The following is a 14259-nucleotide window of genomic DNA, read 5'->3' as shown; positions in this document are numbered from 1 at the left end:
CGCGCCGCCGCTGCCAAGCTTGGGCCCCAAGGAGCAGCACCCGATGGAAAGCACCGCGCAATGGACCGAGGTCCTCTGGCTGGACTTCGACCCGCTGGACAACATGAACCGCGAACTCATGGCGCGGCTGGCCCGCGCGCAGACCGCCAGCGACGCGGAGCTGCCGCAGGCCTGGGCCGAGCTGGTGTCGCACGTGGCCACGCATTTCGGCCAGGAAGACAGCTGGATGCGCGAGACCGGCCACGGCCAGGCGGACGCGCACGCGCTGGCGCACCGCGTGGTGCTCAACCTGCTGCGCGAGGGCCTGGGACAGGTCCGCGGCGGCCAGCTCGGGACCGTGCGCCAGATGGCGCGCGAACTGGGTTCGTGGTTTGCCAAGCACACGCACGCCTTCGACGCCGGGCTGGCGCTGCACCTGCGAAGCCACGCGCTCAGCTGAACCGATCCGCTGCACCGACCCGCCACCGTTCCCGCGCACCAGCCACCCACCCACGAGATGGCGCGCCATTCCCGAGGAGACAAGCCATGACCGAAGAATCCCCACCGCCACCGCCGTCGGTGTTCGACCTGCGACTGGCCGAGCTGAACGCCGGCGACCCGCTGCGCTGGCTGCGCCTGGGCTGGCGCGATTTCCTGCGCAGCCGCGTCGGCCTGTTCTACGGCCTGTGTTTTTTCCTCATGGGGCACGCGCTCATGGCGGTGTTCCGCGCCGCGCCGGCCTATGTGCTGGCGCTCTCGGCCGGCTTCCTGCTGCTGGGGCCGTTCCTGTGCCTGGGCCTGTACCACGTGAGCCGCGCGCTGCAGGAAGGCCGCGAGCCCTCGCTGCCGGACTCGCTGCTGGCCTGGGAGCAGACCAAGGGCTCGATCGCGATCTTCGCGGGCGTGCTGCTCATCCTGGAGATGCTGTGGGGCCGCGCCTCGCTGGTGGTGTTCGCGGTCAGCTTCAGCACCCTGCCCGACACCGCCAACCTGCTCTCGCAGCTGCTGGCGCGCGAGAACCTGGAGTTCCTGATCACCTACACCCTGGTGGGCGGTGTGTTCGCGGGCCTGATCTTCGTCACCAGCGCGGTCTCGATCCCCATGATCCTGGACCGCGAGGTCGATGCGATCTCGGCCGCGCTCACCAGCATCCGCGCCTGCCTGCAGAACCCGGGCGTGATGGCCTGGTGGGGCGCGCTGATCACGCTGCTGGTGGTGCTGGCCATGCTGCCCTGGTTCCTGGGTCTGATCGTCGTCGGCCCGGTGGTGGGCCACGCCACCTGGCACGCCTACCGCCAGGTGGTGCCGCCGCGATGAAGCTCAGGCCTTGAGCTTCACCACCAGGCGCCCGCGCACCTGGCCGGCCAGGATCTGGCTGCCGGCGGCGATCGCGTCGGGCAGCGCGATCTCTGTCGTGATCGACGCCAGCTGTTCGCGGTTGATCGTCTTCGCGAGCGCGTCCCACGCGGCCTCGCGTTGGGCCATGGGCGCCATCACACTGTCGATGCCGTAAAGCGTGATGCCGCGCAGGATGAACGGCGCCACGCTCGCGGGCAGGTCCATGCCCTGGGCCAGGCCGCAGGCCGCCACCGCGCCGCCGTAGCGTGTGCTGGCGCAGGCGTTGGCCAGGGTGTGGCTGCCCACCGAATCCACCACGCCGATCCAGCGCTCCTTCTGCAGCGGTTTGCCCGGCGCGCTCAGGTCGTTGCGGTCGATCACGCTGGCCGCGCCCAGCGATTTCAGGTAGTCGGCTTCCTGCGGCCGGCCGGTGGAGGCCACCACGGTGTGGCCCAGACCGGCCAGCAGCGAGATCGCCACGCTGCCCACGCCACCACCCGCGCCGGTCACCAGCACCTCGCCGCTGCCGGCGGCCACGCCCGCGTCGGCCCAGTGTTTCTGCAGCGCCTGCACGCACAGCATGGCGGTGTAGCCGGCCGTGCCCAGCGACATGGCGTCGCGCTCGCTCAGCGTGTCGGGCAGGGCCACCAGCCAGTCGCCCTTGACGCGCGCCATCTGCGACAGCCCGCCCCAGTGCGTCTCACCCACGCCGAAGCCGTTGAGCAGCACGCGGTCGCCGGCCTTCCATTTCGGGTGGTCGCTCTGCGTCACCGAGCCGGCGAAGTCGATGCCGGGCACCATGGGGAAGCTGCGCACCACGGGCGATTTTCCGGTGATGGCCAGGCCGTCCTTGTAGTTGATGGTGGAGCAGTCCACGCGCACCGTCACGTCGCCGCTGGCGGGCAGTTGCGCCTCGTCGAGCTGCGTGAGTTCGCAGCGGTAGCCCGACTCGGGTCGGGTGATCAGCAGGGCTTCGAACACGGGCATCTCCTAGGAAGGGGTGGCAGGGGCCGACTCGCGCCACAGGCGCACCGTGAGCCACCAGGCCAGCAGCGAATCGGTCAGCGCCATCAGACCGAGCACGAGGCGCAGCGCGTCGGGCGGGTCGGTGAGCTGCACGAACAGCACGATGCAGGACGACAGCAGCTGCAGGCCGACCATGAGCCAGAACAGGCCACGGTGCGGCTGCCAGAGGCGGCGGAGGGTCTCGGACGGGGACGGCATGCCCTATTGTGCCGGCCCCGGCCCGCCGCCGAGGTCGCTCAGGCGCCCCGGGCGGGGGCGCCCGCCTCCCAGCCGCCGCCGATGGCGCGGATGAGCCGCACCGTGGCCTGCTGCTGGGCGGCCTCCACGCGCTGGGCCTGCCGCCGGTTGATCAGCTCGTTGCGGCGCGCGTCGAGCAATTCGAGCTGGCTCACCAGGCCGTTGCGGTAGCGCGTTTCCGAGATCGCGCTGGCGCGCTGCGCGGCGCTGACCGCGCGGCCCTGGGCCAGGGACTGGTCCTGCAGCCAGCGCAGGGCGGAGAGCTGGTCTTCGACCTCGCGGAAGGCCGTGAGCACCTGGCCGCGGTAGCTCGCGGCGGCGGCGTCGAGCTGCGCCTGCGCGCCCTGCACACCGGCCTCGCGCCGGCCGCCGTCGAACAGCGGCATCGACAGCAGCGCGCCCACGCCCCAGGCGCGCGCCGACCACTTGAACAGGTCGCCGAGGTCGGGCGAGGCATAACCCGCGGCCGCCGTGAGCGACACGCTGGGGAACCACGCCGCCTGCGCCACGCCCACGCGGGCCTGGGCGGCCAGCAGCGCGGCCTGCGCGGCGGCCACGTCGGGCCGGCGGGTGAGCACGGTGCCGGGCACGCCGGCCGGGATCACGGGCAGCACCCGGGCACCGTCGGCGGGCGCCAGCGCGAAGCCGGAGGCCGGCTCGCCCACCAGCACGGCCAGCGCGTGTTCGAGTTCGGCGCGGCTGCGGCCGAGCGCGAACCCCTCGGCCTCGGTGGCGGCCAGCTCGGTCTGGATGCGGATCACGTCCAGCTCGGCCACGTCGCCGGCCTCGAAGCGGCGCTGCGTGAGGCGCAGCGTGTCCGCATAGGCGGCGGCGGTGTCCTGCACCAGGGTGCGCTCGGTGTCCACCGCGCGCAGCGCCAGGTAGGTCTGGGCCACCTCGGCCTGCACCAGCAGGCGCGTGCTCTGCAGCAGGGCTTCGCGCGATTGCGCGTCCAGCGCGGCCGCGTCGCGCGCCCCCGCCAGGCGCCCGAACAGGTCGAGCTCGTAGGAAAGGTTGACGCCGGCCTGCAGCAGCGTGGCCGGCGTGGTGCCGTTGGCGGTGTTGGCACCGGCGCCGCGCGAGGCGTCGGCGCCCACACCGATCTGCGGCAGGCGATCGGCCTGCGCGCCGCGCACCAGCGAGCGCGCCTGGGCCAGGCGGGCCGCGGCTTCGTGGATGCTGGTGTTGCCGGCGGCGGCGCGTTCGGCCAGGTCGTCGAGCACCGGGTCGTTGAACGCCTTCCACCAGGTGCCCCGGGCCTGCGCTTCGGCGGGTTGGGCGATGGTCCAGTGTTCGTTCTGGCGCGGCTGTTCCTTGAACTGCGGCGGCGTGGGCACCGACGCCGGCAAGGGCGGCAGCGCGGTGGCGCAACCGGCCAGCACGAGCGCGGCGGTCAGCGTCAGCAGGCGATGAAAATGTTTCACAGGGTTCACCTTCCGGGTCTTCAATGGGTCAGGGGAGCGGCGGGCACGGCGCGGGCGCTGCCGCCACCGCCGGAGGCGAAACCCTCCAGGTGCGGCACGGTGCCGTGCAGCTTGAGCGCGCGGTTGCCGGCCAGGCGGCGCAGCAGCACGTAGAACACCGGCGTGAGGAACAGGCCGAAGGCGGTCACGCCGATCATCCCGGCGAACACGGCCACGCCCATGGCCGAGCGCATCTCGGCGCCCGCGCCAGTGGCGAGCACGAGCGGCAGCACACCCATCACGAAGGCCAGCGAGGTCATGAGGATGGGGCGCAGCCGCAGGCGGCTGGCTTCGATGGCGGCCTGCACCGGCGAGCGCCCGGCGAACTCCAGCTCGCGCGCGAATTCCACGATCAGGATCGCGTTCTTCGCCGACAGCCCCACCAGCACGATCAGCCCGATCTGGGTGAACACGTTGTTGTCGCCGCCGTCCAGCCACACGCCGGTCATGGCCGCGAGCAGGCCCATGGGCACGATCAGGATGATGGACAGCGGCAGCGTGAGGCTCTCGTACTGCGCGGCGAGCACCAGGAACACCAGCAGGATGGCCAGCGGGAACACCCACAGCGCGGAGTTGCCGGCCAGGATCTCCTGGTAGGTGAGCTCGGTCCACTCGAAGCCGATGCCCTGCGGCAGCGTCTCGGCGGCGATGCGCTCGATCGCGTCCTGCGCCTGGCCGGACGAGAAGCCGGGCGCGGGCCCGCCGTTGATGTCGGCCGAGAGGTAGCCGTTGTAGCGCATGGCGCGCTCCGGGCCGAAGCTGGAGTTCACCTTCATCAGCGCCGACAGCGGCACCATCTCGCCCGAGGTCGAGCGCACCTTGAGCAGGCCCACGTCTTCGGCGCGCGCGCGGTAGGGCGCGTCGGCCTGGGCGCGCACGCTGTAGGTGCGGCCGAACTGGTTGAAGTCGTTCACGTACAGGCTGCCGAGGTAGATCTGCATGGTGTCGAAGATGTCCGTCACCGGCACGCCGAGCTGGCGCGCCTTGGTGCGGTCGATGTCGGCGTAGAGCTGCGGCACGTTGACCTGCCAGCTCGTGAACATGCCGGCGAGTTCGGGCGTCTGGTAGGCCTTGGCCATGAAAGCCTTGACCGCCGCGTCCATCGCTTCGTAGCCGAGCGAGGCCTTGTCTTCCAGCTGCAGCTTGAAGCCCCCCGTGGTGCCCAGGCCCGCCACCGGGGGCGGCGGGAACATCACGATGAAGGCGTCCTGGATCTCGCCATAGGCCTGGTTGAGCTGGCCCGCGACGGCGCCGCCGCTCTGGTCGGCGCGCCGGCGCTCGGCGAAGGGCTTGAGCGTGGCGAACACGATGCCGGAGTTCGAGCTGTTGGTGAAGCCGTTGATGGACAGGCCGGGGAAGGCGATCGCGTCTTCCACGTTCGGGTTCTGCTTGGTGATCTCGCCCATGCGGTGGATCACGTCTTCCGTGCGGTCCAGCGTGGCGCCGTCGGGCAGCTGCGCGAAGCCGATCAGGTACTGCTTGTCCTGCGCCGGCACGAAGCCGCTGGGCACGGCCTTGAACAGGCCGAAGGTCACGCCCACGAGCGCGAGGTAGATCACCATCATCAGCGCCTTGCGCGAGATCACGCGCCGCACGCCGCCGCTGTAGGCCTCGGCGCCGCGGTGGAAGAAGCGGTTGAAACCACGGAACAGGCCGCCGAAGATCCGGTCCATGCCGCGCGTGAGCGCGTCCTTCGGCGCGTCGTGGCCGCGCAGCAGCAGGGCCGCGAGCGCGGGCGAGAGCGTGAGCGAGTTGATGGCCGAGATCACGGTGGAGATCGCGATGGTCACCGCGAACTGCTTGTAGAACTGGCCGGTGAGGCCGCTGATGAAGGCCAGCGGCACGAACACCGCCACCAGCACCAGCGCGATCGCGATGATGGGCCCGGAGACCTCCTTCATCGCGCGGTAGGTCGCGTCGCGCGGCGACAGGCCGGCCTCGATGTTGCGCTCCACGTTCTCCACCACCACGATCGCGTCGTCCACCACGATGCCGATCGCCAGCACCAGCCCGAACAGCGAGAGCGCGTTGATCGAGAAGCCGAGCAGGTGCAGCACCGCGAAGGTGCCCACCACCGACACCGGCACCGCCAGCAACGGGATGATGGAGGCGCGCCAGGTCTGCAGGAACAGGATCACCACCAGCACCACCAGCGCGATGGCTTCGAGCAGGGTCGTGATCACCGACTGGATCGAGGCGCGCACGAACTGCGTGGGGTCGTAGGCGATGCGGAACTCCACGCCCTCGGGCATGTTCTTCTGCAGCTCGGCCATGGTGGCGCGCACCTCGGCCGAGATGTCCAGCGCGTTGGAACCCGGCGCCTGGAACACGCCCATGCCGACGGCGGGCTGGTTGTTGAGCAGCGAGCGCAGCGAGTAGTCGGCCGCGCCCATCTCCAGCCGCGCGATGTCGCGCAGCCGGGTCACGGCGCCGTCGCCACCGGTCTTGACGATGATGTCGCCGAACTCCTCTTCGGTCTGCAGGCGGCCCTGCGCGTTGATGGAGAGCTGCATGTCCACACCGGGCAGGCCCGGCGAGGCGCCGACCACGCCGGCGGCGGCCTGCACGTTCTGGCCGCGGATCGCGCTCACCACGTCGCTGGCCGAGAGGCCGCGCTGCGCGACCTTCTGCGGGTCCAGCCAGACGCGCATGGAGTAGTCGCCACCGCCGAAGATCTGCACCTGGCCCACGCCCTGGATGCGCGCGAGCCGGTCCTTCACGTTGAGCACCGCGTAGTTGCGCAGGTAGTTGATGTCGTAGCGGTCGTTGGGCGAGACCAGGTGCACCACCATCGTGATGTCGGGCGAGCTCTTGACCGTGGTCACGCCCAGTCGGCGCACTTCCTCGGGCAGGCGCGGCTCGGCCTGAGACACGCGGTTCTGCACCAGCTGCTGGGCCTTGTCGGGGTCGGTGCCGAGCTTGAAGGTCACGGTCAGCGTCATCACGCCGTCGGTCGTGGCCTGGCTGCCCATGTAGAGCATGCCCTCCACGCCGTTGATGGATTCCTCCAGCGGCGTGGCCACGGTTTCGGCGATCACCTTGGGGTTGGCGCCCGGGTACTGGGCGCGCACCACCACCGAAGGCGGGGCCACCTCGGGGTACTCGGAGATCGGCAGGCCGCGCAGCGCGACCAGGCCGGCGATCAGGATCAGCAGCGAGAGCACGCCCGCGAAGATCGGCCGATCGATGAAGAATTTCGAGAGGTTCATGGTGTTCTTTTCACGCGCGGGGCTCAGGACCTGGCCACCGCCACCGCGCGCTCGGGCGTGCCGGCGCGGGCGTTGTTCATGGGCACGGCTTGCGGCTGCACCACGTCGCCCGGGCGCACGCGCTGCAGGCCGTTGACGACGATGCGCTCACCGGGTTTGAGGCCGCTGAGCACGGTGCGCAGGCCGTCGACCGGCGCGCCCAGCGTGACCTCGCGGTACTCGGTCTTGTCGCCCTCGCCCACCACCAGCACGTATTTCTTGTCCTGGTCGGTGCCGACGGCGCGCTCGCTCACCAGCAGGGTGCGCGCGGTCTGCGGTTGGCCCATGCGGATGCGCGCGAACTGCCCGGGCATCAGGCGGCCGTCCTTGTTGTCGAACACGGCGCGCACGCGCACCGTGCCGCTGCGCGGGTCGACCTGGTTGTCGATCAGCTGCAGCTGGCCGGCATGGGGCGTGTCGCTGGTGGCCGAGGTGCCCATCTGCACGGGGATGCGCTCGACCGCCGGGCGCGCGCCGCCGGCCAGGCCCTGCAGCGCGCCGGAGACGGTTCTTTCATCGGCATCGAAGCTGGCGTAGATCGGGCTGACCGAGACCAGGGTGGTGAGCACCGGCGCGCCGGGGCCGGCGGCGACCAGGTTGCCCACGGTCACCTCCAGCTTGCCGATGCGCCCGGCCACCGGCGCGCGCACCTGGGTGTAGCCCAGGCTCAGGCGCGCGGCCTGCAGCTGCGCCTGCGCGGCCTTGAGGTTGGCCTCGGCTTCGCGCAGCACGTTCTCGCGATCGTCCAGCTCGCGCTGGGCGATCGCCTTGTCGTCCCACAGGCGGCGCGAGCGGGCGTGTTCGTTGCTGGCGTGGGTCACGCGGGCCTGCGCGGCGATGACCTGGGCCTCGGCGCGCGCGAACTCGGCTTCGTAGGGCGCGGGGTCGATGGACACCAGCAGGTCGCCCTTGGCCACCAGCGCGCCTTCGCGGAAATGCGTGGCCTGCACCACACCGACCACACGGGAGCGGATGTCCACCCGCTCGACCGCCTCGAGGCGGCCGGAGAACTCCTGCCAGGCGGCCACGTCGCTCTCGGCCACGGTGGCCACGGAGACCGGCATGGGCGGGGGTGCGCCCACCGGTGCGCTGGCCCGGGCCGGGCTCGCTTCCTGGACGAGCACGACGCCCGCGACGATGAGGACGGCCAGGGCGGCGGCGGTGGGCCACCAGACGCGGCGCTTGAATTGGGACAGGTCGGACATGTTTTTTCCTTTTTGAGGGCGAACGGGGCCGCCCCCGGTGGATCACCGGGGTGGGCATTTCAGGTGGATGGGAAAGGGGGGTGCGGGTCCGTCAGGACGGCGGGGGCGTCGCGGCCTGGAAGAAGGCCCGGACGTGACCACGCACCTCGATGGCGCACGGACATTCCCCGGCGGGCTGTTCGCTCAGCGACTCGGGCCAGCCGGTGGTGGGGGGCAGCAGGCCGCTGTGCACCGCGATGCCCGCCTCGCGCAGGCGATCGGCGTAGGCCAGGGCCTCGTCGCGCATCGGGTCGTCGCCACCGGTGAGGATCAGCGCGGGCGGCAGGCCGGCCAGCCGTTGCGCGCGGCAGGGCACGGCATAGGGGTGTTCCGCGTCCATCGGGCCGCGCAGGTACTGCTGCCAGCCATCCATCCACTTGCAGCCGGTGGATTCGCCCATGGTCTGGCGCAGCGAGGGCGTGGCACCGCACGGGTCCAGCATGGGCGCGACGAGGATCTGGCCGGCCAGCGGCGGGTGCGCGCGGTCGCGCACCATCATGGCCACGGCCGCCGCGATGTTGCCGCCGGCCTCCTCACCCGCGACGAACAGCGGCGCGCCCGTGCCCGCCAGGCGCGTGCGCTGCTTGAACAGCCATTCCAGCGTGGTGTAGCCGGCCTCCACCGCATCGGGAAACCGGTGCGCCGGCGCCAGCGGATAGGCCAATGACGCCACCACCGCGCCCGAGCTCGCCAGCAGCTCGGCCAGGCAGGCGCCGCTGTCCAGATCGCCCGAGATGAAGGCGCCACCATGGAAGTGCAGCACCAGCGGCACCACGCCGCCGCGCGGCTTCGCGCCCCAGACGCGCAGCGCCAGCGGGGGCTTGCCAGGCACCGACAAGGTGCGTGCGGGCGGCACGGCGGCAGAGGATGAGGCAGTTGAAACCATGACCTGAACTATAGACACACCCTTTCTGCGGATAAAGCCACCTGCCGCCAGTTGTCTGTTTCCATTGCATGAACAATCCCGCCACAAAGCACATCAAGGACAGAGGGCATGGATCAGATCCAATCGATCAGGGTATTTGCGCGGGTGGTGGAGGCCGGCACCTTCACCAAGGCGGCCGAGTCGCTGGACCTGCCCAAGGGCACGGTGACGAAGATGGTGCAGCACCTGGAGTCGCGGCTGAAGGTCAAGCTGCTCAACCGCACCACCCGGCGCGTGACCGTCACGCCCGATGGCGCGGCGTACTACGAGCGCACGGCCCGCGTGCTCAACGACCTGGACGACATCGAGGCCAGCATGACCAACGCCCAGGCCAGCCCCAGCGGGCGCCTGCGCGTGGACGTGGGGACCTCGGTGGCGCAGCACATCATCATTCCCGCGCTCGCCGACTTCTACCGCCGCTACCCCGACATCCAGCTCGACCTGGGTGTCTCCGACCGCGCGGTGGACCTCATCGCCGACAACGTGGACTGCGTGATCCGCGGCGGCGAACTGCTGGACCAGTCGCTCGTGGCCCGGCGCGTGGCCAACATGGCGCTGATGACCGTGGCCTCGCCGGCTTACCTCCAGGCGCACGGCACGCCCACGCACCCGGACCAGCTGGGCAGCGAGCACACGATGCTGAACTACTTCTCCCCGCGCAACGGCCGCCCCTTCATCAACGAGTTCGAGAAGGACGGCCAGACGGTGGAGATCACGGGCCCGACCCGGCTGTCCGTCAACGAGAGCAACGCCATGACCGCGGCGGTGCTCGCGGGCCTGGGCGTGGCGCAGATGGGGGCCTTCACCGCCGTGCCGCTGATCGAGCGCGGCGAGCTGGTGCGGGTGCTCGCCGACTGGTCGACCCACACCATTCCGCTCTACGTGGTGTACCCGCCGAACCGCCACCTCAGCGCCAAGGTGCGGGCCTTCGTGGAATGGGTCGCCGAGCTGTTCTCGAAACACCCGGAGCTGTCGGGCTGAACCTCAGGCGGTGCTGGGCGGTGCCTTCGCGGCCTCCTGCTCCTGCAGCAGGCGCCACATCACCTTGCCGCTGCCGCTCTTGGGCAGCGCGGTGACGAACTCCACCGTGCGCGGGCACTTGTAGGCCGCCATGTTCTCGCGGCACCAGTCCAGGATGGCCTGCTCGCTGGTCTGTCCGCGCGCGGCTTCGCGCAGCACCACCACCGCCTTGACGCTCTCGCCCCGGTAGGCATCCTGCGTCGCGATCACGCAGGCCTCGGCGATCGCCGGGTGCCGGAACATCAGCGCCTCGACCTCGGCCGGCCAGACCTTGAAGCCGCTGGCGTTGATCATGCGTTTGAGCCGGTCGGTGATGAAGTAGTAACCGTCCTCGTCCACCCGGCCGAGGTCGCCCGAGCGGAAGAAGCGCTTGCCTTCGAAGGTGATGAAGGCGGCCTCGGTGGCCTCGGGGCGTTTCCAGTAACCGTCGAACACCTCGGGGCCGTGGATGATGATCTCGCCCGCTTCGCCCTGCGGCATTTCCTGCAGCGTGATCGGGTCGACCACGCGCGCGTCGGTGCCCAGGAAAGGAATGCCCAGGCATTGCTGCTTGGGGTGGTCGGGCGGGTTGTTGTGCGAGGGCGCGGCGGTCTCGGTCAGGCCATAACCTTCCGAGTAGCGCAGGCCGAACTGGTCGAGCAAGCGCTGCGCCACGGCCTGCGGCATGGCCGCGCCGCCGCCGCCCACCAGCACCAGGCTGGAGAGGTCGTACTGGTCGAAGTTCGGGCTGGCCAGCAGGTCGATCACCATGGTGGGGATGTTGGTCCAGTGGGTGCAGCGCCAGCGCGAGATGAGCCGGCCGGCGAGCTCGCGGTCCCAGCGCGGCATCACCACCATGGTCGCGCCGTTGTACACGCCCGCGTGCATGCCGGCCACCATGCCGGTGATGTGGAACATGGGCACCACCAGCAGGCCCACGTTCTCCGACGTGCTGTTGGTCCACAGGCCCACGCCCACCGCGTTGTGCATGAGGGTGCGGTGCGGGTGCATGCAGCCCTTGGGCAGGCCGGTGGTGCCACTGGTGTAGGGCAGCACGGCGAGGTCGTGCGGGCCCCGGTTGTGCGCGGGCGCGCTGCCGCCGCAGGCCAGCGCCTCGGCCCAGTCGCTGACCGTGCCGCCGGGCAGCGAGGGTGTGGGGTGGCGCGTGCCCAGCCAGTCGGCCCAGGCCGGTGGGATCTCGGCGGCCGGGCCGATGGCGTCGCTGTAGTGCGAGACCACGAGGTGGCGCAGGCGGTCGCCCTCGCGCACCTCGCTGTTGGCCTTGAGCAGTTCACCGGCCAGGTCGGCCGCGGCGATGGCCACGCGCGCGTCGGGATCGATCAGGTAGTGCTTGAGCTCCTCGGCCCGATTCATGGGGTTGACCGGCACCACCACCGCGTTGGCGCGCAGGATGGCGAAGTGCGCCACCACCCACTGCGGGCAATTCTGCATGAACAGGATCACGCGGTCGCCGTCCTGCACACCCTGCTGCCGCAGGTGCGCCGCCAGGCGCTCCACCTGCGCGCGCAGCTCGCGGTAGCTGAGCACGTGATCGAAGAACACCAGCGCGGGCTTGTCCGGGTAACGCTGCGCGCTCACGTCCAGGTTGCACCAGAGCGAGGTGGCGGGCGTGGTGATGCGGTGCGGCAGGCGCGTGGGCCAGAAGCGGTGGTGCGCGTGCGGATCGGGCGTGGACGCGGCGCGCCCGCCTTCGGTGGTGCTGCTCATCACATGTCTCCGTTATGGGTGTTGTGGGACAAGCATACGGGGCGCCTCCGCCCGCCGAAACCCGCGTTTGTCGCGCGAGAGACCGCGATGGCAGCTCAAAACATAGTTGGGAGATGGCTCAAGAAATCAGGGCAATGACGACCCCTACGATCCAAGTTCATGTCTTTCATGCATCCAACAGGCACGCAGCTGCAGCAATGCTCCCTGGAGTATGTGTAGTTCTATTGGACTACATTTACTTTGACTGGAGTCGAACGCGGCATGTGTCGACCACTCAGCAGTTGCAATATTCAAGGAGGGCATTGAAATGAAACAGGGTCGCAAGTTGGCCAAGGGGCTGGGGGTGAGCGCGTTGATTGGGACGCTCGCGCTGGCTGGTTGCGGGGGAGACAAGCGTGCGGAGGGTGGCGACGCAGCGCGCACGCCCCAACAAGTGATCGAGCAACTGGAAGCGAGTGGTGAGCTGCCCAAGCTTGAGCGCCTGCCCAGCGTTGAAGGCATGGACGCGAATGGCAATGGTGTGCGGGATGACATCGAGACCCACATTCATCGCAAGTACACGGATCCGGCACAAAGAAAGGCTGCGATGCAGATGGCGCGGGCTCTTCAACGAGCACTGCTGGTTGATAAGAGCGATTCTGTGGCTATTGATGCGGCAGCACAGGCAATAGCCAAAGCGGTTGACTGTTCTTTTGACATCTTTGCAGGAGCCGACAACGAGAAGCACCGCTATCGGATGTCCAACGAGTTGGAGTCCATCACCACCAATACCAAAGAGAGGCTGAATGCGTACCTTGCGTTCAACAAGGCTGTAAGTGGCTCCGTAACTTCGTCCTATGAAAGTCGCGGCTGTGATTGAGATGCTGCTTCGCAACCGCCTATTGCGCGCAACGATCTGCGGATTGTTGATGCACCATTCCGCCATGAGTCAAGAGCCGTGCGACAGGAGCGGCGTTACCTTGGGCTTCTTCAATGGCGTACAAACGACATACCTGCAGGCGAATGATGCGCGTCGCGAAATACGCAAAGTCTTCGGAGAGGTAACCCCCAACGACGAACCCATCACCCACGACCTCTTCTACAACGACACCCAAGGCTTCGCCGATTTCGTGGAGACGTTCGACCAGCGTCTCCACGAACATGGTGGCCTGCTGGCCGGCCGCTTCGAACTGTTCTTCTCTGCCACCCGCGGTGAGGGGGCTTGGTGGCGAGCGATAACGTCGGCCATTCCGAGTCTGGTCGGTTTTCTCGATTCCTTGTTTGATCTGTCTCGGGCGGCACTGATGACCGAGCTGACCGCCAACCTCGGAAACCCGAACATGGCCGAAGTGGCAGGTCGCCACCGGGCACAGATCGATCCAATTTCATGTCTTTCATGCATCCAGCAGGGCACGCCGCCGCGGCAATGCTCCCTGGAGTATGCGTAGTTCTATTGGACTACATTCACTTCGGCGGTGGTCGAACTCGGCGTGTGTCGACCACTCAGCAACTGCAATATTCAAGGAAGGAACATCGAAATGAAACCAAGTCGCAAGTTGGCCAAGGGGCTGGGGGTAAGCGCGTTGATTGGGACGCTCGCGCTAATTGGTTGCGGGGGGGACAAGCGTGCGGAGGGTGGCGACGCAGCGCGCACGCCTCAACAAGTGATCGAGCAACTGGAAGCGAGCGGCGAATTGCCCAAGCTCGAGCGCCTGCCCAGCGTTGAAGGCATGGACGCGAATGGCAACGGCGTGCGGGATGACATCGAGACCCACATTCATCGCAAGTACACGGACCCGGCACAAAGAAAGGCTGCGATGCAGACGGCGCGAGCGTTACAGCAAATGCTGTTGGTGGACAAGAACGATGCGGTGGCGCTTGAGCGCGTGTCGCAAGCGTCGTGGAGGGCCGTGGGGTGTGAATCACTGGCTTTTTCCGGGCCAGAGGGCTCAACACAAAGTTGGGAGATGGCTCAAGAAATCAAGGCAATGACGACCAACACCAAGGAGCGGCTCCAAGCCTTCCTCGCATACAACGCAGCTCGCAGTGGTTCTGTTTCCTCGATGCCGAAGGTGGATAGCTGTGACTGACCG

General features: G+C 68.9%; 13 protein-coding genes. 6 read left to right on the top strand and 7 right to left on the bottom strand.

The features are described from left to right. Positions 1-43 precede the first annotated feature (43 nt). Positions 44-439: a bacteriohemerythrin gene (locus AC3WPZ_RS05660; RefSeq protein ID WP_444687099.1), complete on the top strand. Its 396-nt coding sequence runs from the start codon at positions 44-46 to the stop codon at positions 437-439. A gap of 86 nt (positions 440-525) precedes the next feature. Then, positions 526-1296 carry a DUF2189 domain-containing protein gene (locus AC3WPZ_RS05655; RefSeq protein ID WP_382156241.1) on the top strand — a complete coding sequence of 257 codons (771 nt, stop codon included), beginning with the start codon at positions 526-528 and terminating at the stop codon, positions 1294-1296. A 3-nt stretch (positions 1297-1299) separates the two neighbouring features. On the opposite strand, the gene acuI is transcribed toward AC3WPZ_RS05655, so the two are convergent. The 6 genes from acuI to AC3WPZ_RS05625 form a co-directional block, all read right to left on the bottom strand. Further along, positions 1300-2304, bottom strand: a complete 1005-nt coding sequence (gene acuI, locus AC3WPZ_RS05650; RefSeq protein ID WP_382320991.1) for an acrylyl-CoA reductase (NADPH) — start codon at positions 2302-2304, stop codon at positions 1300-1302. 3 nt (positions 2305-2307) lie between these two features. After that, complete coding sequence (locus AC3WPZ_RS05645) at positions 2308-2541, bottom strand: hypothetical protein (RefSeq protein WP_382320994.1); 234 nt, start codon at positions 2539-2541, stop codon at positions 2308-2310. A gap of 38 nt (positions 2542-2579) precedes the next feature. Then, complete coding sequence (locus tag AC3WPZ_RS05640; protein WP_444687100.1) at positions 2580-4004, bottom strand: efflux transporter outer membrane subunit; 1425 nt, start codon at positions 4002-4004, stop codon at positions 2580-2582. Positions 4005-4024: 20 nt separating this feature from the next. Further along, positions 4025-7252 carry an efflux RND transporter permease subunit gene (locus AC3WPZ_RS05635; RefSeq protein WP_444687101.1) on the bottom strand — a complete coding sequence of 1076 codons (3228 nt, stop codon included), beginning with the start codon at positions 7250-7252 and terminating at the stop codon, positions 4025-4027. A 23-nt stretch (positions 7253-7275) separates the two neighbouring features. Continuing rightward, positions 7276-8496, bottom strand: a complete 1221-nt coding sequence (locus tag AC3WPZ_RS05630; protein WP_444687102.1) for an efflux RND transporter periplasmic adaptor subunit — start codon at positions 8494-8496, stop codon at positions 7276-7278. Positions 8497-8587: 91 nt separating this feature from the next. Then, a complete protein-coding gene (locus AC3WPZ_RS05625) occupies positions 8588-9421 on the bottom strand; it encodes an alpha/beta hydrolase (RefSeq protein WP_382321000.1) in 834 nt (277 codons plus the stop codon). 108 nt (positions 9422-9529) lie between these two features. Between AC3WPZ_RS05625 and AC3WPZ_RS05620 the strand changes: the two genes are divergently transcribed. Further along, a complete protein-coding gene (locus AC3WPZ_RS05620; protein ID WP_382156226.1) occupies positions 9530-10441 on the top strand; it encodes a LysR family transcriptional regulator in 912 nt (303 codons plus the stop codon). Between the two features lie 3 nt (positions 10442-10444). Here the strand turns inward: AC3WPZ_RS05620 and AC3WPZ_RS05615 are convergent, their stop codons facing one another. After that, entirely contained in the window at positions 10445-12187 is a 1743-nt protein-coding gene (locus AC3WPZ_RS05615) for a long-chain fatty acid--CoA ligase (RefSeq protein ID WP_444687103.1), read from the bottom strand. Positions 12188-12494: 307 nt separating this feature from the next. Here AC3WPZ_RS05615 and AC3WPZ_RS05610 point away from each other — a divergent pair, with 307 nt between their 5' ends. The 3 genes from AC3WPZ_RS05610 (at position 12495) to AC3WPZ_RS05600 (ending at position 14256) form a co-directional block, all read left to right on the top strand. Beyond that, on the top strand, positions 12495-13046 hold the full coding sequence (locus tag AC3WPZ_RS05610) for a hypothetical protein (RefSeq protein WP_444687104.1): 552 nt from the start codon (positions 12495-12497) through the stop codon (positions 13044-13046). After that, positions 13039-13614: a hypothetical protein gene (locus tag AC3WPZ_RS05605; RefSeq protein ID WP_444687105.1), complete on the top strand. Its 576-nt coding sequence runs from the start codon at positions 13039-13041 to the stop codon at positions 13612-13614. The genes AC3WPZ_RS05610 and AC3WPZ_RS05605 overlap by 8 nt, the downstream gene beginning before the upstream one ends. Before the next feature lie 90 nt (positions 13615-13704). After that, positions 13705-14256 (top strand): hypothetical protein, encoded by a 552-nt coding sequence (locus AC3WPZ_RS05600; RefSeq protein WP_291121655.1) that lies wholly within the window; start codon positions 13705-13707, stop codon positions 14254-14256. Positions 14257-14259: the final 3 nt, after the last annotated feature.

Source organism: Hydrogenophaga sp. FW305-3-2-15-A-LB1 (assembly GCF_058787875.1).
This window is presented reverse-complemented; position numbering and strand designations above follow the sequence as displayed.